Origin of the sequence: Rhizobium sp. SU303 (assembly GCF_021052345.1) — a bacterium.
Lineage (GTDB): Bacteria > Pseudomonadota > Alphaproteobacteria > Rhizobiales > Rhizobiaceae > Rhizobium > Rhizobium laguerreae.
In genome coordinates, this window is sequence record NZ_CP088095.1 from 1,731,345 (window position 1) to 1,750,787 (window position 19,443).

Annotated in this window: 24 protein-coding genes, 2 tRNA genes and 1 pseudogene; 9 read left to right on the forward strand and 18 right to left on the reverse strand. The window is 59.2% G+C overall.

The window, feature by feature from the left end; all coding sequences use genetic code 11:
• The first annotated feature begins 74 nt into the window (after window positions 1-74).
• Together RlegSU303_RS08580 and RlegSU303_RS08585 are read left to right on the forward strand one after the other, a co-directional pair.
• Window positions 75-2,000 carry an adenine deaminase gene (locus RlegSU303_RS08580; protein WP_231283645.1) on the forward strand — a complete coding sequence of 642 codons (1,926 nt, stop codon included), beginning with the start codon at window positions 75-77 and terminating at the stop codon, window positions 1,998-2,000.
• 109 nt (window positions 2,001-2,109) lie between these two features.
• Window positions 2,110-2,409, forward strand: a complete 300-nt coding sequence (locus RlegSU303_RS08585) for a DUF6074 family protein (RefSeq protein WP_017960156.1) — start codon at window positions 2,110-2,112, stop codon at window positions 2,407-2,409.
• A 43-nt stretch (window positions 2,410-2,452) separates the two neighbouring features.
• Here RlegSU303_RS08585 and RlegSU303_RS08590 read toward each other — a convergent pair whose 3' ends face one another.
• Window positions 2,453-3,544, reverse strand: a complete 1,092-nt coding sequence (locus tag RlegSU303_RS08590) for an extracellular catalytic domain type 1 short-chain-length polyhydroxyalkanoate depolymerase (RefSeq protein WP_231283815.1) — start codon at window positions 3,542-3,544, stop codon at window positions 2,453-2,455.
• A gap of 341 nt (window positions 3,545-3,885) precedes the next feature.
• On the opposite strand from RlegSU303_RS08590, the gene RlegSU303_RS08595 reads away from it, so the two are divergent.
• On the forward strand, window positions 3,886-4,293 hold the full coding sequence (locus RlegSU303_RS08595; RefSeq protein WP_017960158.1) for a low affinity iron permease family protein: 408 nt from the start codon (window positions 3,886-3,888) through the stop codon (window positions 4,291-4,293).
• A 99-nt stretch (window positions 4,294-4,392) separates the two neighbouring features.
• Here the strand turns inward: RlegSU303_RS08595 and RlegSU303_RS08600 are convergent, their stop codons facing one another.
• From RlegSU303_RS08600 to RlegSU303_RS08610, 3 genes are all read right to left on the reverse strand, one after another.
• Entirely contained in the window at window positions 4,393-4,752 is a 360-nt protein-coding gene (locus RlegSU303_RS08600) for a low affinity iron permease family protein (protein WP_132609733.1), read from the reverse strand.
• A 148-nt stretch (window positions 4,753-4,900) separates the two neighbouring features.
• A complete protein-coding gene (gene katE / locus RlegSU303_RS08605; RefSeq protein WP_231283646.1) occupies window positions 4,901-7,018 on the reverse strand; it encodes a catalase in 2,118 nt (705 codons plus the stop codon).
• A 204-nt stretch (window positions 7,019-7,222) separates the two neighbouring features.
• Entirely contained in the window at window positions 7,223-8,143 is a 921-nt protein-coding gene (locus tag RlegSU303_RS08610; RefSeq protein WP_231283647.1) for a hypothetical protein, read from the reverse strand.
• A 474-nt stretch (window positions 8,144-8,617) separates the two neighbouring features.
• Between RlegSU303_RS08610 and RlegSU303_RS34540 the strand changes: the two genes are divergently transcribed.
• Together RlegSU303_RS34540 and RlegSU303_RS08625 are read left to right on the forward strand one after the other, a co-directional pair.
• Window positions 8,618-8,953 (forward strand): hypothetical protein, encoded by a 336-nt coding sequence (locus tag RlegSU303_RS34540; RefSeq protein ID WP_445944750.1) that lies wholly within the window; start codon window positions 8,618-8,620, stop codon window positions 8,951-8,953.
• Between the two features lie 291 nt (window positions 8,954-9,244).
• Entirely contained in the window at window positions 9,245-9,424 is a 180-nt protein-coding gene (locus tag RlegSU303_RS08625) for a hypothetical protein (protein ID WP_131644067.1), read from the forward strand.
• Window positions 9,425-9,632: 208 nt separating this feature from the next.
• Here RlegSU303_RS08625 and RlegSU303_RS08630 read toward each other — a convergent pair.
• Window positions 9,633-9,835 (reverse strand): annotated as a pseudogene (locus tag RlegSU303_RS08630) (hypothetical protein).
• 332 nt (window positions 9,836-10,167) lie between these two features.
• Entirely contained in the window at window positions 10,168-10,419 is a 252-nt protein-coding gene (locus RlegSU303_RS08635; protein WP_179040081.1) for a hypothetical protein, read from the reverse strand.
• 125 nt (window positions 10,420-10,544) lie between these two features.
• On the opposite strand from RlegSU303_RS08635, the gene RlegSU303_RS08640 reads away from it, so the two are divergent.
• Window positions 10,545-10,859: a hypothetical protein gene (locus RlegSU303_RS08640; protein ID WP_231283649.1), complete on the forward strand. Its 315-nt coding sequence runs from the start codon at window positions 10,545-10,547 to the stop codon at window positions 10,857-10,859.
• Window positions 10,860-11,402: 543 nt separating this feature from the next.
• Here RlegSU303_RS08640 and RlegSU303_RS08645 read toward each other — a convergent pair.
• Window positions 11,403-11,477, reverse strand: a tRNA-Asn gene (locus RlegSU303_RS08645).
• A 117-nt stretch (window positions 11,478-11,594) separates the two neighbouring features.
• Between RlegSU303_RS08645 and RlegSU303_RS08650 the strand changes: the two genes are divergently transcribed.
• Both RlegSU303_RS08650 and RlegSU303_RS08655 read left to right on the forward strand, forming a co-directional pair.
• On the forward strand, window positions 11,595-11,912 hold the full coding sequence (locus RlegSU303_RS08650; RefSeq protein WP_065279711.1) for a hypothetical protein: 318 nt from the start codon (window positions 11,595-11,597) through the stop codon (window positions 11,910-11,912).
• Between the two features lie 101 nt (window positions 11,913-12,013).
• Window positions 12,014-12,355 carry a hypothetical protein gene (locus RlegSU303_RS08655; protein ID WP_168265874.1) on the forward strand — a complete coding sequence of 114 codons (342 nt, stop codon included), beginning with the start codon at window positions 12,014-12,016 and terminating at the stop codon, window positions 12,353-12,355.
• Here the strand turns inward: RlegSU303_RS08655 and RlegSU303_RS08660 are convergent.
• Window positions 12,352-12,690: a KTSC domain-containing protein gene (locus tag RlegSU303_RS08660; protein WP_017960183.1), complete on the reverse strand. Its 339-nt coding sequence runs from the start codon at window positions 12,688-12,690 to the stop codon at window positions 12,352-12,354. The genes RlegSU303_RS08655 and RlegSU303_RS08660 overlap by 4 nt on opposite strands.
• A gap of 262 nt (window positions 12,691-12,952) precedes the next feature.
• On the opposite strand from RlegSU303_RS08660, the gene RlegSU303_RS08665 reads away from it, so the two are divergent.
• A tRNA-Cys gene (locus RlegSU303_RS08665) sits at window positions 12,953-13,026 on the forward strand.
• Window positions 13,027-13,144: 118 nt separating this feature from the next.
• Here RlegSU303_RS08665 and RlegSU303_RS08670 read toward each other — a convergent pair.
• The 10 genes from RlegSU303_RS08670 to dnaN form a co-directional block, all read right to left on the reverse strand.
• On the reverse strand, window positions 13,145-14,293 hold the full coding sequence (locus RlegSU303_RS08670; RefSeq protein ID WP_231283650.1) for a tyrosine-type recombinase/integrase: 1,149 nt from the start codon (window positions 14,291-14,293) through the stop codon (window positions 13,145-13,147).
• The gene (locus tag RlegSU303_RS08675; protein WP_231283651.1) at window positions 14,290-14,562 is read right to left on the reverse strand and encodes a hypothetical protein; all 273 of its coding nucleotides are present in this window, start codon (window positions 14,560-14,562) and stop codon (window positions 14,290-14,292) included. Before RlegSU303_RS08675 ends, RlegSU303_RS08670 begins: the two co-directional genes overlap by 4 nt.
• Window positions 14,563-14,802: 240 nt before the next feature.
• Complete coding sequence (locus RlegSU303_RS08680; protein ID WP_231283652.1) at window positions 14,803-14,985, reverse strand: hypothetical protein; 183 nt, start codon at window positions 14,983-14,985, stop codon at window positions 14,803-14,805.
• Between the two features lie 2 nt (window positions 14,986-14,987).
• Window positions 14,988-15,482, reverse strand: coding sequence for a DUF1643 domain-containing protein (locus RlegSU303_RS08685; protein WP_231283653.1), 495 nt, complete (start codon window positions 15,480-15,482; stop codon window positions 14,988-14,990).
• A complete protein-coding gene (locus RlegSU303_RS08690; RefSeq protein ID WP_231283654.1) occupies window positions 15,482-15,964 on the reverse strand; it encodes an ASCH domain-containing protein in 483 nt (160 codons plus the stop codon). Before RlegSU303_RS08690 ends, RlegSU303_RS08685 begins: the two co-directional genes overlap by 1 nt.
• Entirely contained in the window at window positions 15,961-16,197 is a 237-nt protein-coding gene (locus RlegSU303_RS08695; protein WP_231283655.1) for a hypothetical protein, read from the reverse strand. The genes RlegSU303_RS08690 and RlegSU303_RS08695 overlap by 4 nt, the downstream gene beginning before the upstream one ends.
• Complete coding sequence (locus tag RlegSU303_RS08700; protein WP_231283656.1) at window positions 16,194-16,919, reverse strand: hypothetical protein; 726 nt, start codon at window positions 16,917-16,919, stop codon at window positions 16,194-16,196. Before RlegSU303_RS08700 ends, RlegSU303_RS08695 begins: the two co-directional genes overlap by 4 nt.
• Window positions 16,916-17,746 (reverse strand): DUF7768 domain-containing protein, encoded by an 831-nt coding sequence (locus RlegSU303_RS08705; protein WP_231283657.1) that lies wholly within the window; start codon window positions 17,744-17,746, stop codon window positions 16,916-16,918. Before RlegSU303_RS08705 ends, RlegSU303_RS08700 begins: the two co-directional genes overlap by 4 nt.
• Window positions 17,746-18,279: a MazG-like family protein gene (locus RlegSU303_RS08710; protein WP_231283658.1), complete on the reverse strand. Its 534-nt coding sequence runs from the start codon at window positions 18,277-18,279 to the stop codon at window positions 17,746-17,748. Before RlegSU303_RS08710 ends, RlegSU303_RS08705 begins: the two co-directional genes overlap by 1 nt.
• Window positions 18,280-18,289: 10 nt before the next feature.
• Window positions 18,290-19,408 (reverse strand): DNA polymerase III subunit beta, encoded by a 1,119-nt coding sequence (gene dnaN / locus RlegSU303_RS08715; RefSeq protein WP_231283659.1) that lies wholly within the window; start codon window positions 19,406-19,408, stop codon window positions 18,290-18,292.
• Window positions 19,409-19,443: the final 35 nt, after the last annotated feature.

A 19,443-nucleotide genomic window follows, 5' to 3' on the forward strand; every position in this document is an offset into this window, starting at 1 on the left:
GCTAACTCCCGGTTGATGGCGTCTGGTCATCGCTCACAAAACGTGTGGTCCATCAGCGCTTTACACATCCGGGCATGGTCTCTACGGTCCGGCGGTTCCAGCTTCTCACGGGCATTCCATTCATGGCCACTTCGCACACTGTTCTTCCTGATGATCTGCTGATCAACGCGTCCGACGAGGTTCTGACGCGCCAGGATCTCGTGCTGACGGCGCTCGGACGCCGGCCCGCCGACAGGCTGTTGCGCGTGGGAAGGTTGCTCGATGTCCATTCGAGGACATGGCTTGACGATCAGGAGATCGTCATCAAGGGCCGCCGTATCGCCTATGTCGGCCCCGCCGGCAGCTACGAAGGCGAGGTGAGCGAGCGGTTCTCGGAGCCGGATCTTGCGGCCGTGCCGGGCTTCGGCGAGGCGCACAAACATATCGAAAGCTCCCATTTGACGCCGGAGTGGGAGGCGGCTTTGGTGATGCCGCATGGCGTGACCTGGACATGCGAGGCGAGCCACGAATTTTCCAATGTCAACGGCGCCCGCAATCTGGAATTCTGGCTGGAAGCGCGCCGGCGCGGATCGCCGATGAAAATCTTTCCCCTGCCTGGCTCCGCCGTCCCTCCGACCGCCTATGAATGGGGTGGCGGCTGGTTCGGCTACGACGAGCAGAAGGCCTTCCTTTCCGAAAGCCTGATGGTCGCCGGGCTCGACGAGGTCATGGACTGGCCGTCCATATCCGATCCCGGCAATCCTTCCTACGATCGGCTGTGGGGCATGATCGGCGCGACCTTCGAGCAGCGCGGCGTGGTCGAGGGCCACGGTGCCGGACTGAGCGACATGGCCTCGATCAATGCCTTTGCCGCGGCAGGTCTCGCCTCCGATCACGAAGGCTGGTTTCTCGATGAAATCTGGCAGAAACTCCTCCACGGCCTTTTCATCGAGCTCAGGCCGCATTCCCTGCCGGAGGTCATCCGCGGTCTGATCGACAAGGGGCTGACGGACTGGTCGCAGATCGCTCTGGTGACCGACGACCGCAGCGCCTCGGACACGCTGAAAATCGGTGCGACCGACCACAATGTCCGGCTCGCCATCGAAAACGGCCTTGCACCGGAAATCGCCATTCAATGCGTCACCCTCAATCCGGCGCGCCATATGCGGCTGACGCCCTGGGTCGGATCGATCGCGCCGGGCCGTTTCGCCGATTTCGTTCTTCTGGACGATGTCGCCAGCCTGTCGATCGAAAAAGTGTGGGCCGACGGGAGGCCTGTGTCCGAGGGTGCGACATTCATTGGCGTGCGTCCTGAAATCGATTGGCCGCAATGGGCGACGCGGACCGTGAAAATAGACCGGACGGTCACGGCTGACGATTTCCGCATCGAGGCGCCGCCGAACCGGACCACGGTCAACGCAGCACTTTTGCGGCCGTTTCACTGGCACGACGATTTCATCACCATGGAATTGCCGGTGGAAGAGGGCGCCGTGCAGCGGGATCCCGCGCGCAATGTCACCAAATTCTCGATTGTCGACCGGTTTTCCGGAGAGGCCAAGGTCTCCAGGATGTTCTGGCTGGGCACCGGGCCGCGCACGCCGGAGACGGCGCTCGCCTCCACGCTCGGGCACGACAAGCACAATATCTGGACGGTCGGCTCGTCCGACGAGGCGATGGCGATATCAGTCAATGCCCTGAACGAGCAGCAGGGCGGCTGGGTGCTGGTATCCGGTGGCAAGATTCTCGCCCGCGTCCGTTACGAGGTCGGCGGCCTGATGACGGCGCGGTCGGCCGAAGCGCTCGATGCGGAGATGCAGGCTCTTTATGCCGCCGGCGCCGGGATCGACTGGATGTACGAGCCGACTTTTTCGCCTCGATGGTGGCCGGGATTTCCCGAACGCCTGTCGTTTGCGACGCTAACTTGCTCGCCCTGGCGCTGGGTGCTGGTCGCGCCGTCTGAGCTGGCGCCGGAGGGGTTCGTGAACGTGCTCACCGGCAAAACCCATCCGATTGTCTGGTGACATTGCGGCCCGCTAAATTTCCACCTGATTGATCTTCTTACTGCAGCAAATAGAAAGCATTAACCATAGTCCCGTAGACAACGAACAGGATCAAAGGAACCTGTGTTCGATGGCTACTGAAATGACCCGCCGGCCTGCCGGCGCCAATGAAGGCAAGATTATTGCCTTTCCCGCTTTAACCGGAACTGCCAATGTCGAGCGCTGCGCTCGCGAACTCGGCCGGCGGCACGGCGCAGATGCGATAGAATTCTGGAAGGCCGAATGCCGCAGGCTTGCCGATCAGCTTCTGGCGGCCGGGATGCCGGAGAGCGATATCGGTCAGCGGGTGCTGCAGTTTCAGCAAGATGTCCAGAGCGAACTTGTCTTCAACCATCAAAACGGACCACTGCCCAAGTCTCAAAACCGATAATGGCGATCTCGCGGGATTCTGACTGCCGTCATATGCCTTGCGATTACCGCATCAGCCCGGCGGACCGGAGGGCATCTTCAATAACCTTCTGAATGCCGCCTCGGTCGCTGCCTGCGCCGAATGGGCCTGCGGCGTTTTCGGGTTGCGCAGCAGAGGCTTTTGCATCGCGCCGTTTTTCAAATGAGGGCACCAGACCCCAGGACCTGGCAATTTCGACGGTCGAGGAAATTCCGACGTCAAGCATGAAGGGGCCGCTTGCCCCGTAGCCGGTGCCGACATCGAGCGGCGTGCCGTGATCCATCCCGGCAATCGTATGGAGCTCGATCACCTCGACACCGTGAGCATCGGTCCAGACCTTTCGCTGATGTCGTCCGATATCTTCGACACGCCCCGGCGATGCGTCGACGCCGTGGATATTTCTCCATTGCTCCACGATCGCATTCGCATTGGATGACACGACGGTCCTATCTGCGGTTCCCTGCCAGAGTGATAATGTCGGCCACGGGCCTTTATGGCCTGAGGCGTTTCTCAACCGCAGTTCAAGCTCTTTGCCAGTCGGGCCGCCATGGCCACGCATCCGGTCGAACGCCTCGGGAATGGTTGCGGCACTTGCATATGGCAGGCCTGCGATGATCGCGCCGCCTGCAAAAACCTCGGGATAGGTCGCAAGCATGGCTGCGGCCATGGCGCCGCCGGCCGAAAGCCCGGTCACGAACACGCGCCTGCTGTCGATACCGTGTTCCGCAACGACTTTTGCGATCATCTGGCGAATGGAAAAGACCTCGCCGTGATCCCGGCTTATGTCCTCCGGGTTAAACCAATTGAAGCAGAGGTTTGGGTTGTTTGCCCGTCGTTGTTCGGGAAACAGCAGCGCGAAGCCATAGTCCTCGGCCAATCGCGACCACCCGGACCCGATATCATACCCGGCGGCAGTCTGGGTGCAGCCATGCAGGACAACGATCAGCGCCATGTTTTTCCCGCGCTTTGACGGCAGATAGATGTAGCCCCCCAAAGCGCCCGGGTTTGAGCCAAATGCGTCCAAGGCGACGAGATCGGGGTTGTCCTGCGAGGGTCGGGCGCGAAGGGTTCCTCGCAGCGCAGCAAGGCGTGCGAGGGTGTCTGACATAGATCTCATGAAAGTCTCCGCCAATCAGCAGCCGGGATGGCGGTGATGCTAAACTAAACGCGTCAGTCTACCAAAAGGTTGCTGCGCTGCACAATATTTCTGGCGCGTTTTTGGTTGGGCGGGCGCACTTCTCCTGAGCGAACCAGCTAAGTTATTCAGATAACCTATTTTTTTTGCCGGCAAGGGGAAACATCCGTGAAGGTACGGGTTATCAGCGACAATCTTCTCCACGGGCAGCGAAGGAGGAGCGTCGGACCTCTTGATTGACCTCGGCGGCGCGAGGAACTTCGGCCCGCATGTAGAGTTGATGTTGTCGATTGACAGCATTGCGACCCAACGAGGCTTTACAGATGTCGAACAAATCCAACTTCTTCTCTTCGTTTGCGACCACCGTCGCCGATCTCTCGGGAAAGCCGTTCACCTTTGTAGCGGCTTTGGCGCTGGTGCTTGTCTGGGCGGTTTCCGGCCCCTTTTTCGGCTATTCAGAGACCTGGCAACTTGTGATCAACACCACTACCACCATCATTACCTTCTTGATGGTATTTGTGTTGCAGAACAGCCAGAACCGTGACGGAAAGGCTCTGCAGGCCAAACTTGACGAACTCATCCTGACGAGCCAGGCGGCCAATAAGTTTGTCGGCATCGAAAAGTTGGATGAGGGAGAACTCAGGGAAATGAGCAAGACCCTTGCCGAGAAAGCAGAATGCGTCGAGGACAAAGCGGATGAGAAATCTGCCGCAGAGGCAGCGTCAGCCTAGGACATGTCGCGCAAAACTGTGCAGCAGTTTTGCGATAACGACACGCGTAACAGTAAAGATCTGAAGCGCGAGGAGCGAATCTGAAAGATTGCGACACGCTTAGGTCGAGGTCTCTGAGGTTTGGCCGTGGTGTAGCTGGCGCATTCCCTCTATTGCGTCGGCATCTTTCTTCTCAGCCGCAATCCAGTGGTTTCCTGCTTCGCTCGATCGGATCAGTTCGTCGAGCTTGGCATGGAGCGCCGTCATGTCCCGGTTTTGGGAGTGCTGCACCAGCAGCAAGATAAAAAATATGATGAGGGTACCGACCATATTGGTCAGCAAAAACCACTGCCTTGGGAAGGAAAAGCTGAGACCCACTGCCGCCCAAATGGCTGCGAACGCGATCAGCGTGACAGGAACCACACGATGGCCTGCCCATAAGACGGCCAAATCAGAGATCTGTCGAAAGTGCGAGCGCATACGGCTCTCCACAGCGCGTAAAACTGGAGATGGAGCAGCTTCCATCACCTCAGCTCAATAAATAGGGCGCCGCAAACGACATAAAACCCGCGTTTCCGCGGGTTTTATTCTGACGACTAGCCACTCGTGCCGTTATGGCGACGAGACGTCAATTCAATTTGACCGATGGCTCCCGGCCCCAGACACGCAGTTTGCCAAGCGCCTTGATAAAAGCCGGAACGTCTTTCGCCGCTCCGAGCGCCATCACGCCCTCATCCAGTGAATCGGCAATTCCGGCCTTCTGCATAAGCGGCAACGCCGTTTCCACATAACCGATGAACTTGCAGTGTACGAAGGCGTCCGCCACGAAATCGCGGGCCGTTGCCTCCTTCAGCAGATCGCCGGTTCCCTCGGCTGAGGGGAGGAGGGCGACGGCGTCGTAAAGTACTGAAGGTCCGCCGTCGATCATCTGATGCGCCTCGATCCAATTGCCGTCCGAGAGTGTCACACCCCCAATCTTTGGTGCGATCACTTCGAACGCTGCCTTCTGCTCGGTGACCTCGGCAAGCAGCGCCTTGAAGATGGCGGCATCGGTGCCATCGCTGACAAGAATGCCGAGTTTTCGTCCTTCGAACCGCTTCGGACCGCGCTCTATGATGCTGAGCGCCGGCGACGGCTCGAGATCTTGCCGCGTCGGCATGGCGGCGTCGGCAGGCTTCGGCATCGATTTGAAGCCGAGTGCGTGGCCGACCTTGCTGGCCAGCGTCTCATCGATATTCATCAGATGCGAGACCATACGCTCGCGAATGACTGGCGTTTCGACCTTGCTCAACTCGAAGATCAGCGCTGCGGCGATATGGCGTTGCTCCGGTGGAGTCTGGCTGACGTAGAATTGCCGGGCCTGGCTGTAATGATCGGCAAAGCTTTCCGGGCGCAGCCGAACCTTGGGACCCTGTTCTTCGGCCGGGAAGTGGCGATAGCCCTGAACCGGCGATTCCCGCGGCCCCTGATTCCAGGAATTCGGCTGGTAATTGACGCGTCCGACAGGATTGCGCATCGCCATATGGCCATCCTGCTGAAAATTGTGGAAGGGACACTTCGGCGCGTTGATCGGCAGGTGGGTGAAATTCGGACCGCCCAGACGTTTCAGCTGCGTGTCGAGATAGGAGAAGTTCCGTCCCTGCAGAAGGGGATCGTTGCTGAAGTCGATGCCAGGGGGCACGTTCTGCGTCATGAAGGCGACCTGCTCGGTCTCTGCAAAAAAGTTGTCGGGCATTCGGTCGAGCACGAGACGGCCAATCGGTTTGACCGGAAGGATCTCCTCGGGAATGATCTTCGTTGGATCGAGGATGTCGAAGTCGAACGTGTCGGCGAAGTCCTGATCGAAAAGCTGCACGCAGAGTTCCCATTCGGGGAAGTTTCCCGACTGGATCGACTGCCAGAGGTCGCGGCGATGGAAATCCGGATCCGCGCCATTGATCTTGACTGCCTCGTTCCAGGCGACGGACTGCAGGCCGAGTTTCGGTTTCCAATGGAATTTGACGAAGGTCGATTCGTCCGCTGCATTGACGAAGCGGAAGGTGTGAACGCCAAAACCCTCCATGAAACGGAACGATCGCGGAATGGCGCGGTCCGACATCACCCACATGATCATGTGCATGCTTTCGGGCGTCAGCGTGATGAAATCCCAGAAATTGTCATGCGCCGACTGCGCCTGCGGAAATTCCTTGTCGGGTTCCGGCTTTACAGAATGGATGACATCGGGAAACTTGATCGCATCCTGAATGAAGAAGACCGGGATGTTGTTGCCGACGAGGTCCCAATTCCCCTGCTGCGTATAGATCTTGACCGCGAAACCACGCACGTCGCGCGCCAGATCGAAGGAACCTTTGCTACCGGCGACGGTCGAAAACCGAACGAAGGCCGGCGTCTTTTCGCCCGGCCGCTGGAAAAGATCGGCCCGGGTATAGGCGGCCAGGGATTCATATGTTTCGAAATAGCCATGGGCGCCGTAACCGCGCGCATGGACGACCCGCTCGGGGATGCGCTCGTGATCGAAATGAAAGATCTTCTCGCGAAAATGGAAATCATCGATGAGGGCAGGGCCGCGGGCACCGAGACGAAGCGTATTCTGATCGTCTGAGACGGGTCCGCCCTGAGCTGTGGTCAGCACCGGCTTGCCGTCTTCGGCAAACTGATGAAGCTCGCCGCCTGCACCCCGGTGCAGTTTTTGATCATGGATCGTTGCGTTGTCCGAGGGCGAGGTTTGGGAGGTCTTCTTGGCCATCTACATTCTCCGGAAAAGGTTTGACCTAACCGAAGCTCCCCAACGGCGACATGTTCCGCCCGATGCGAAATAAACCGCCATGGGGAAAAAGCCTTGCAGCGCACGATCATCCAACCGCAGCAGAGCCTGGGATGGCCCCGCATTATTGGGGCGCGGGCCTTTCGACCCCGCGCCCCCATTTCCGTCGATCCTGGGCCCGGGGCCTTAAATCCGAGGCGTGACGAGAAGGTCTTCCTCTTCGTCGCGTTGCGACCCGCCAAAGGCTGCGGCGGCAGCAGCGATGAAAGCCCCGATCAGAAGTGACAACGCGCCGAGCAATGCCGTGGTGGAGGCAGCCTTGCGTGCCTCATCGGCGGCTTTCTGGGCGGCGACCTTGGCGTCGTCGATGCGCTTCAGCACGGTGTCGACGCGGGTGCGCGCATCGGCTTCGGAAAGACCGGTGCGAGCAGAGACGATGGTGGCAAGATAGGCCTTGTCGTCATCCGGGATCTGGCCCTCAGCGGCGCCGTTGAGGAGGATGCGGGATACCTCCGCCGTTGCCGCGGCGTCATTCGAGGTTGCAGCCGCGCGAGCCTGATCAGGACGCAGCAACGCGTCGGTAAAATAGGCAGTGGGCAGATCCATCGGCGACGCTGTCGACGATGCTGCTGCCGTGCCGGCGGCAGTGGCGGTCGAACCCACAGCTTGCGCGGCGGAGCCCACGGCCTGTGCGCCTGCACCGGCAAGCGAAGTCAGCGACGACGCCAGAAACCCGGCGACGAAGATTGTCGCCAGCGCCCAGCTGATGAAGCCATGCGCCGTATCGCGGAAGAACACCTCATCGGTGTGGACGGCCGCCCACTTCGTGCGCAGGCGGCCGGTGATGTAGCCTCCGAGCCCGGAGGACAGCCATTGCACGACAACCAGCCAGATCGCCGCCGTCACCCCGACCGTACCGAGCGAACTGCTTTGCCCCGACCAGGGCGATACCATCGTCAACCCGACCCCGGATCCAAGCAGCAAGAGAATGAGGGTCACTCCGATGGCGGCAGCGGCGCCCCCGAAGATTGGCCCCCATGTTATGGCGGATTTGGAGGATTCGACCGGGGTAGCAATCTCCCCGGAACCTGTCATTGAAACCGACATGATCTCTTCCTATCGCATAAACAGAGCGAGAAGGATGATGATCGGCAGTGGAACACCAAGCAGCCAAAGAAGAATACCGCGACCCATGAAAGACCTCCTGTCAGAAACTGACGTTACGTGGTTGGTGCCACTCAACTTTGAACCGCGGTCTTTGTTCCCGGCCGGCTTTTATCTGGGATGATGACCCGAGATCGGACTGTTTCACCAGGGGACTGAGCCGCTCGTGCGGTCGAGCTTCCTGCTTGCGGTTTTCGGTCGGAACCTGAGACTATTCGGCACGCAATCGCCGTCAGTCACGCGGCAGTTTTTGGAGTAACAACAGATTGTCGGAGCGGTTGCCACATCCTTGACATTTGAGCCGCTTGGCAAGGTTGGCGAGAGATAAGTCATGGCCGTATCGGCGGGCAATTTCCCGCCCGTCGATGGATGTTTCGTGACGACAAATGCGGCAACGGCCATGGAGGACGTACCACTGTGGCAAGGTCGCCAGCGTTTCTTTCTCAATTTCGACAGCGTGGCGACCAGGAGATGCGAGCTCAATACTGCGGCGATGTTTCATGCCCGTTCGACAGTCTGAGTCCGTCCAGCTGTCATGCCACAATTCATCCCTCTTTCCGCGAAGGCAAGCTGAAGTCGCAGGTGATGGCAGTCCACCAGCAATGTCGTGATGGCGGCTCGGACGTCACCATCATGAAAGGCGACAACTGCATCGACTTCACCTCTCAGCGTTTCTTCTGCCAGCTTTTCAGCTATCCGCGGACGCACGACCTCGATCTCCTTCAGAGTTTCCACCGCAAGTTTTCAGATTGACGGCCACCACGCCGATGTTCTTATTATGTTCTGTTTGGTTTGCGAGTCAAGAGAGGCCGAGGCGGAGGTTTCGGTAGCTTTCGAACGGAAACAATCTCGAGAGCATTTGGCTGACGTTGCAGAAATTAACGAGGTCGCAAGAAAATCTTGCGCGTTCGGAGCTAACGCCGACCAGGGCGCGCGCCTATATCTTGAGCTCAAGATGATCTGGGAGCAATGAGTTCTGGGAAAATTTCCCCAATATTCCGAAGGGGAGAGGCTCTCATTGCTCCGTAGGCTGGAGAGACGTTCATGAACAGATTTCGCGTATTTGTAGCAGCCGCAGCAGTCAGCCTTACCGTCATGACCTCGGCTTGCTCGACACCACCGAATTCATATGGTTCGGCATCAGGATATCAGCCGGGCGATTCAATGAACCCGGCCTGTGCGGATGGATTTCGACCCGGCGACGGCCGTTCATGCAGCTATTAGAGACGGGTGTCTCTCGGTATGAGCAGGCTATGGCTGGCCGCTTCAGCGCTTAGATGCGAAACGCCGTCGCCCGCGAGACATCGTGGCGGATCATTTCGCCGGCCGGCGGCCCGCAACACAAGCGCGCCGTCCGGTGGTTTTATCGAGCAAGCCTGCTCTCGTGGTTTGTTTGGTGCGCGAAGGCGGAACCGTCCGTCATGGACCTTTCCTACTTGTTTGTGCGGCCGCGCTGTTTGGGGTTTACGCCGCCAATCGGTTGGTGTCGTTGGCCACATCGCCTTCTTCAGTGTTCTGCCCGGCAATATCGTCGGCGCCCGTGTCACGATGCAGCCCCTTCGATTGTCCGATACCCGGATCTCGCTCGAGATCTGCATCGGTAGGGCGAGTTGACTTGGGATGTTTGGAAGTCATGATTTTCCTCCGTTTCATTGGCTAGATGCAAAACAGCGGCCGGCTGCGACAGTTCCAATGAAAACGGAATTGAGCGGGCATATTGGGTGTAATCAGAACACCTACGGGCGGCTGATCGCCTCCAGACCAGCCTGTCTAAAGCGGCGTGGTCCCGCTTTGTGTGCCGTTTAACGAAACTGCTGACCTCACCTTGTTCAAAATCTAGGTGCTGCGGCCATTATGCACAAATGCCAGTTCACCGTGGGCGCACGAGGTCGTGGATCGTCGGCGCCTATAGGTTCAGGTTCGCGCGACTTCGGCAAGAGACAGCAGCCGAGGCACTGCCAGCGCTATTATTTTTTCCGGGGGTCACCTGGCAAAGCATCGATGAGTTGATGCACTTTTCCGGTGGCGAATACGATGTCCTCGCGCGGCAGGTGGACTGTTATCTCAATCTCTTCCCACCTGCCGCCATGATCTTTTGCGAACCTGACGGCGGCTTCCAAAGAGGTGAATTGCACGGCCGGTGCGTTAGCGGTCCAGAACTGCACGCTGCAGTCCGCCGCACTGTAATCTAAAAATGCTTTTTCGGGATCGAGAGCCATGGTGTTTGCTGTACACCGCCAGCGGTTGGTTGGCCAGCGAATGCCTACCCGTCGTAGATGCTGCCAGCCGTTCATCGGAGGTTAATGCTCATTAACCCAGAATCGCAGCCTGAAAGGATGCGCCGATGAAGATGCTTTTTTCCGCACTTGCAGCCATGATCTTGTCTGCATCTTTCGCCCTGCCGCTAAACGCCACCCCGATCGTTGTGCCGAATGCAGTACATATGCACACCCTCGACGTCGAGCAGGTCAAACACCGTCGCCACGGTAATGGACATGCGTATGGCCACTGGAAGAAACACCGGTACGCTTACCGCGACTGCCGGTATTACGGCTCGTGCTATCGTCCGCGGTATTACGGCAGTCGCGACTATTACGGCTATCGCGACCATTACCCCTATCGTCGTCGGTCAGGTGTGACCGTGTATTTCGATTTTTAGCCGGCAGTAGCGAGAACGGTCTTGGAGAACAAGAAAGGGTCGGGCGAATGCTCGCGCCGACCCTTCTTTGATTGCGTCAGCACGGTGCCAGTACATCCGTGGTCACCAGCAAAAGCGATCTGATAGATTGAATTTATGCGCCTCGTGAATTTTCGCAAGGATTAGGGGGTGCTGATTTAGGGTTAGGTGAGGGGAGGCGCAATAACCACGGTACGACGAGATGTACGACACGCGCTCTGAGGGCGCTAGTTGCCTTGGCTGATCATTCCAGTCGATCATCGGGGCGACCGCAGAACCTTAGTGTCATATTTTTCCTATATCGACTGCTTTCTCAAATGTGGTTCGATGCACCAACGGGAATGTTCCGCTGACCCCTTCGGTCCCGTCCTTACCCAAAAAAACGAAACGCTGACGTCCGCTGCCATCAGTTTTGATCGCATGTGCTTTGCGCTCCGGGCGCATTTCAAAAGCGGGAGGGAAAGTAGGGCAGAAAGCGCCTGCATTCGGAGTTATCAACGAAACAGGCGCTCAACTTGAAAAAAATGGCTCCCCGGGCCGGATTCGAACCGGCGACCTGTCGATTAACAGTCGAATGCTCTACCGCTGAGCTACCAGGGATCACTGCTTGGCGCGGTGTGAGTGGGCTAATACAAACGCTTTCCCGATTTGCCAAGCGGTTTTTTCAAAAAAATGAAATGAACTTGTATTTGGGACGCCTGCGCCCATCTCTGGGGAATGGCAAACGTGAATGATCGTCAGGAGACGAGAGGCGGCGAGAAGCGCAAGGCACAGGCAGTGCGCTTCGGCATCGATCATGCAAGCGGCAGGCTTGTTCTCGGCTCTTTCAGCATCGGCATGCCGCGCTCGCGCATCGCCCGGATGGCACTCGGCATGGCCCTCATTTTCTGCGGCGTATTGGGTTTCCTGCCCATCCTGGGTTTCTGGATGCTGCCGCTCGGCTTCCTCGTGCTCTCGCACGATCTGCCCTTCGCGCGCCGGCTTCGGCGGCGGCTGGCGGTCTGGTGGCACAGGCGGCGGAAACCGGCTGACTGATAGCCACCCCGGGGGCTTCGTGGAACTGTGGATCGCTTTTCGCATTCGAGGTTTATGCAGTGTAAAATGCGAAAACGCACCACGATGGTTCAGGTGAGGAAATGAAGGCATTTTTTGTGGTCGCTCTGTCGGCAGCGACGGTTCTTTCAGGCATTTCCGCCGAGGCCCAAGCCATCGACAGCCGCGGTTTCGACGCGCGCGGCGTCTGCCGCCGTCCGGAAGGCTGTGTGGTCGACCATGGTCAAGGCGGCAGCTACAACGGGCCGCGCAACTATCGCAATTTCAACGGTCGTAACGATCGCGACGACAGGAATGACCGCGAGCGGGACAATCGTCGCTACCGTTCTCAGAACAGGAGCGACAATTTCGGCACCGGAACCAGCCGCCTTGTCGCAGGCCCTGAGATTGAGCTGGGCGCGCAGCTCATCCACATTCGCGTCTAGTTGGACCTGAGTTCGCTTTCCTCGAAAGTGCCACCATGGTCCGGATCGAGTCCGGTCGCCATCAACAGGCTGCAGGCGGCAAGGAGGAGCACGAGCTTGACTGCGTAGGACGCAACGGAGACCGGTTGTCTATGCGCCTGTGATACGCGACACGGCGCTATATAATATTTGTAGTAGAAATGCGGATCATCCGTTTCCAGCAGGTTTTGGTAGACGTGCGGCGGAACATCCGCATGTTTCACCGGCGCGGAACCGGGAAATTTTACATAAAGATCCCGGGTTTCGGCATCATATGCGGCACGCACGCGCTTCGATTTGAGGGCAGCCCAATCCATCGCCAGCTCCTATACCCTCCCGGGCATAATTGAGGCCCGGACGAGGATCGAAGTCAAGTTAAGAATTTGTTTCAAATGCCATCATTGCCGGGAAATGGGGCATCGTTGCGGCCATGGAAATTCCAGCCTGCGCCCGCGCCGTTCCGGGACGGAAAAATGGCCTTCTCGGCAGCAGCGGAATGGCGTTTTTCCGAAATGCCCTCTTGCGATTTCCTTACGATCATTCTAAACGCTCGCCACGGCTCAGATAACGAGCGCGTGAGGCCTCGTGGCGGAGTGGTGACGCAGAGGACTGCAAATCCTTGTACCCCGGTTCAATTCCGGGCGAGGCCTCCAACATCTTTTCACCATAGCGATAACCAATTGTAAAACCTCGATAATTTTCGAGGTGTGGCAGTTTGGACTTGAACCGTTCCGCCACACCAAAGGCGAGGTGTGGCAATGTGTTCCCGGTTTATCCATTCGCCACGTCGCTTTCTTCGATGATCGCGAGCAGCTTCGTGCCGACGCCGTCCCAGTTGATTCGTGCGACAGTTTGTCGCGCCAGGCGGGCGCGATCGGCATTTCTCGTATAAATTTTTGAGGTCTTTGCATCGCGCCAGCCGAACATCGCCTCGAGCATGCTGTCGGTCGCCTCGTTGTGCGCAACGTCTGTCGCCAAGCCCTTCCGGACAGAGTGCGCCGTGAGATGCGGCAGACCAGCCTGGCGGAACCAATCCGAGATCCTGTTTCCCAGCCCCTTGATCGAGAACGCCTTGCCGAACTCGGTGACCAGGTAGGTCAGCGCCGTCACCTTGTGCATGGCGAGCACCGATTCGAGAATCGGGTGAATGGCGATCTCGATGTCGTAAGGCTTGCGATTGCGGTTCTTAAAGAGCCGCAGCTTGAACATGTCCTTGCGTCGGTGTTGCGGACCGAGCTGCGAGGCATCGGATACTCGGAAGCCGGTGAACATCAAGATGGCGACACACAGAACGGCCTTGGAACGAATTCCGTGGTGCTCGATGTATTGGGCGAGGTCCTGGGGCGTCGCCGTCGCATGGCCATCGGTGTGAATGGCAAATGGGTCGACAAGGCGCGCGACATTCGGAACGATGTGTTTGCCGTCCTTCTTCGTGTCGAAGACCTGGCGCAGCACCTTCAGGCGTTCATCGGCCGCGAAGGGTGTTTCCTTCTTACGGTCGCGAAGCACCTCGATATTGTTGTGATCCATGTGGGGCAGGGGCATATCACCAAATTGAAGCTTGCCGCCCGGCTTCACTGGCTCCAGCCACATCGCCTCCATGATCTTTCGCCTGGCGGTCTGCGTCGAAGTGTCGAGCGCCTTGAAGGCGTCCGAGCGCATGTACTCCATGCAGAGCCAGCGGAAGGTGTTCGGCTTGACGATCGACGATATGGTGCGTGCGCCGGTCGGCTCGCCATCGGCGGCCGGGAGAGCGGCATTGCGGGCTTTCCAGTAGGCTTTGGAAAATTCCTCGCTGTCGATGTCCTCGGGCAGCCGGCAGACGCGCTTGCCGTCGATGCGCAGATAATAGCGCACGGTGCCATGCCGGCTCTTGTTCTTTTCGACATAGGGCAGATCGATATTGGCCACGTCGTTCATACGGACGCCCTCCAGCTATCGCCGTCGTCGACGTCCTTCTCTCCCTTGCTCGGCGGCACGCCGTCTTCCGGCCATTCCGACATCGATGCCTCGATCTCGGAAACCAGCCAGATCTTTCGGCTGTGCCACACTCTCGGCTTAGGAAGAAATCCTTCCGCGACCATAAGGTCAACTGTATTCGCGCTGAAGCCGATCGCAAGCGCGACCTCCGACCTGTTGAGGCCGATCCGCGGGACCTTGCGGGCGATCGAGGTCGCATCGCTACTCATCTGGCGCGGCCCTCCGCCTCGATACACATCAGCCGTGCCGCCAGCAGCGAGCCAGAGCGGCACGGGGAGGAAGAGATGATGCTGCGGCCGTCCGCCCAGAAACACGCGCCACAGACGAACCTCACGGTCGCTAGCGGGAAGGTCGATCCCTTCGTCGCTGGCGTCTCGGCTGCGATATCGGATCCACACACCGGGCACCGGCTCATAGACATCAGCTTGTCGACATATGCTTCAGTCGTCTCACCCATGGGCGATCCTCCAGGCCGAGGCGGCAAGCCGATCGATGGCCGCAATGAGCTCCGCCATCGTCATCGTCTCCGGGTCCTTCGGCTGGACGGCGGCGAGACGCCGTATAGCGAGGCGCATTGCTATTTCGTCCGCGAAAGGGTCGCGCTTCGTTTCGGCTTTGTTGGCGGAGGGCATCGCTACTCTCCCGCCTGCGCCGATTTCCAGAGAATCGGCTGTTGATCGCGAGGGATGCGATGGGCGCCGCGCGCCATCGGGTGCTTCGGATAACCATCCTTGGTCAGGCCAAGGCAGGCGGCGAGCACCGGCTTATTCGTGTGCCGGGCGATGATGAAGGCGCCGTCGATATAGCCGCTATTCTCAGCGCTGATCGGTGCGGCGTGGGCCATCATCTCTTTCGGTGAAGAGGAGCGGAAATCGAAGAGGTTGACGATCAGGATGCCGCCATAGCCCCAGAGCTTGGCAAAGTGGATCAGCGCCAGCACGGTCGGGTCGTTCTTGCGATGATCGGCCCTTGATGGGTTGAGCATACAGACCACGAGGATCGGAAGGGTGTTATCCCAGACGCGGCGCAGCTCGGGGCGGTAGAGCGGTTCGGGCTCGCCGGAGAGAACCGCGGACATGATCATGGCGGCGGCTGGTTTGGCATCCGTCTGGAAAAGGTCTGTCTGCATCAGAACAGGCTCCCTTGTGCGGCTACCGGCCTCGCTGCGGGCTCCGGTGCAGCGATCATGCGCGGCCGCCATTCGAAGAAACCAAGCGCGCCCTTGACCGGGATCGGCTCGGCGAGGATCTGCTGGTCGGCAAGCACGAAACCGTACTTGCCGAAGAACCATGGGCTCGAATGGCGCATGGTCACGTCGACGATGCGGGCGACGCCGATGATGGCACCGAAGGCGAGGTCCTTTGCCGGCAAAGTGGACGGCACCTGGTTGACGTAGTCGCTCACGACATTGCTATAGTCGGAGTGGTCGTCTTCGAAGTTGCGACGATTGAAGGCGCTGGAGTGGATGCAGACCCATCCGCGGTGGCGGGTGTTCCACTTGCGGTTCTCGATATCTTTCCAGCCCTTGACGATCGCGTGCGCCCACGGCTGACGAGTCGACAAAGCGAGATCGGGCAGGCTGGAAATGTCGCCGGAGTAGAGCGTTGTCATCGAGAAGATCCTCCCGCAGCCATCTTTGCAGAGGCCCAGAGAACGCAGCCGAAACTGTATTTCGTTTCCAGCTCGGCCTGCTTCTCGTCTCCCAGTCGGACATAGGTCGCCTGCGCGATCTTGGTGCCGTCGCGATCTTCGGTGGAAGCGTAGTGGCAATTGCCCCATACGCGATCAGTGCTGCACCACGCCGAGCAATTCTCACAGCGTTTTCTGGGAATTGTGGCCGTCATTGATCTCTGGCCTCCTGAAACATATCAGGCATCGCCTCATAGACTGCGTGCGCCATCTGCTCGGCCTTAGACTGATCGAACCAATCATCGGTTCTCAGGCTGCTCTCACAATCGATCCAAAAGCGGCGGCCTCGTGAAGCTGTCCGAATGGACTTCAACGCCTGCTGGACGTTGTCCGGGCCGAGCCCGCCAGCGTAGCCGATGAAGGTCTTCGCCTTGACGCAGATCGCGTCGGGCGTTGACCAGGTCGTTTCGGCGATGCCCTGGCCGCCGCTGCGATCTTGCAGAAGATGAATGCCAGAAACTGCTGGAAACTCGTTCCCGCGCCACTGCATAACAACCGGGGTTCCGATGTGCACGCTGAAGCGCCAAAGGTTTAAGATGGCTTTTTCATCTGCCTCGGCAGAATTGACCTGCACGCGGCCGACATCTCTGAAATCAATGATGTCGCAAAGTTCCGCCCACTCCTGGCTATGCACCATGCGGGCGTACCTGCCGCATAGGTGATAGGCGAAATCGCCGGAATGGGCCTCGCTCATCAGGCGCTTGATGACATCACGCTTAGGGTAGCGCGGGGACTGGTCGACCTTGGGAGATCGGAGGATTGCGAACTCGAGACCGCTGTAACCGTTTTTGAGCACGAGCTTGCGGAGCATGGCCCTGATCCATTTCGGATCTGTTTTGGCATCAATGCCCGTCATGGTGAGAACAGGAAGGGTCATTCGGTGGCCTCCGTTGCGGCGGCGCGGTCAAGGCGCTCAATCTCGGCGATGATGAGGGCTGCAGCGCGCACCAGATCCTCGCGAGGCGACTTAGGTTTCCACCAGTCGCGGCTCCACGATTGCGGCCAGAGCTTAGGGATCGCAAAAGCCGCTCCGGGCTTCCGAGCAAGGATTGAGGGCCGAGCCGCGCTTTCACAGTAGCTGCCGGCCGCGAGCGCCATTGATGCGTCCATGTGCTGATCGTCGTGCTCTGGCGTCCAGCCCTCCGCCTCGACTTGGCGCCGACGCTCGCCCGCTACATCGAGAAGGGCTTGAGACCCAACCACTTGAGGCGCAGTAGCTTGACGCGAAGAGATCATCAGATCGTAGCAACCGTTGATAATCGCACCGCGATCCTCGCTGCTGACTAACGACGAGACGCCATCAGAATGGCGGTTGCCGGCCAGTCTAGAGAGTGCCTGGATTAGATCGGAGGTTCGCACCCCATGCTGCTGAGGCGGTGCTAGCGGTACGGAGATGGAGCGATAAACGACCAGCCTTCCTTCCGCGACGGCCCGATCGATGCCCTGATGCATTCCGGCTGAAATGCCCCGATCGGTGTACACGATCGTGGCTTCGGCGAATTTGCCCCACAAGAGGCCGGCCTCAATTCCACGTTGGCGCTGGATCGGATCGCTATCGTCCAGAACTCCGACCTGAGTGTAGAGCAGGTGGCTGGCGAACGGCGCCTCGCCGCGCTCGAGGCAATCCCACATCGCGGCGCGGGCATAAGCCGTGTTTGCCTCGATGTCGCCCGCATAGGGACTTTCGATGATGACAAGCCGCATCAGCCATTCTCCTTGATGTGGTAGCCGTGGCCATGGGCGACGTTCCACTTGCGGGATCGGTTGATTGCCATCTTGCGGTCGACCTCCTGAAGGAGATCGGCTCCGAAGCGATGCGCAAGGCGAAACAGGATGATGACGATGTCGGCGGCCTCGACCACCGCTTCCGGGTCATTGTCATCGATTGCCAACGCCATGAGCAATTCCGACATTTCCTTGTTGGCTCGTGCTGCAACGGAAATATTGCTGCCGGCCTCGCCGAAGGTCGCGCTGATCCACTCGTTGATTGTGGCCTGCGTTTCCTCGTCTGCATCGTTGAAGGAGATATCCTTCATGGCAAAGAAGCGCGCCGCGCCTTTCTCAAGATCATGCGCGACCAGGTGCCATTGCGGTTCCGGATGCCAATCGGTAGGGCCGAACTCAATGCGGATCGGCAGCACCCGCCGAAGCGCGGTTTCGCCTCGCCAGTTCTTGTAGACGAAGGACAATGCCCGGGGCGAAGAGCGGGCAAGATCGTCGATGGCTTCAGTGCTCATCATCATCTCCTCAGTTGATGCGCATCGGCATCAGCACGATCAGGTTTTCGGGGCTGCCGATGGTGGATCGCAGCACGGCGGGCGCGCCTGCTCCTCCGAGCGACATGGTGATGTTTTCGCCGCTGAGATGCGCTAAGGCCTCGGCGACGTATTTCGCGTTGAAACCGATCGTCAGGTCGGCCTGACCCTCGAAGGCGAGTTCATCCTCGGCGTCGCCGGCGTCGGGATTGGAGACCTTCAGGCGGAGCTGCTGGTCGGCGAAGGTGAAGGAGACGCCGCGGCCGCGATCACCGGCGACGGTCGCGACGCGGTCGACCGCTTCGCCGAGCTGTTTCGCCGGCAAGGTACAGACCATGGTGCTTTCGGCCGGGATGACCCTGAGATAGTCGGGAAAGTTGCCGTCGATCAGCTTCGAGGTGACGATCGCCGAGCCGCCGACGACGCGGATCAGGTTCGGCGTCACCATCAGATCGATATCGCCGGCGTCGGGCAGGATCTTCTGCAGCACGCGGACGGCCATGCGAGGGATGATGACACCGGGAAAGCCGGCCGATATGTCGGCCTGCGTCAGCCTCTTCACCAGGCGGTGACCATCGGTCGCGACGAAGGTCGCATCCTCGCTGCCGTCGACCTGGTGGAAATAGATGCCGTTGAGGTAGATGCGCGTTTCCTCGGTCGAGATGGCGTGACTACAATCGCCGATCGCGCCTGCCAGTTCATCGGCCGGGATGGAGACGCGCACGGCGCCCGTCGCCATCACCATTTCGGGGAAGTCGCCGGCGGGAAGAACCTGCAGGACGAATCTCGAGCGGCCGGATTTCAGGACGATGCTGTCCAAGCGGTCGGCCTTGGCGCGCTCGACCGATGCCTCGGCGCCGTCGGGCAGCTTGCGGACGATATCGGCCAGCAGTGCTGCCGGAACCGTGAAGGGCTCGAAGCCGGGGTCGATCGAGACGGCCTTGAAATAGCTCTTCGCCTCGATGTCGAGATTGGTCACGCGGGCGATCAGCCGTTCTTCCTCGCGCTCGATCAGCACGTTCTGCAGAATCGGGATGGTGTTGCGCTTCTCGACGATGCTGCCGGCAAGCGCTAAGGCGGACAGAAGGGCGGACTTTTCAGCCTTGAACATGGATGACCTCTCGGATGGGAGGTCGGGCGGTCAAT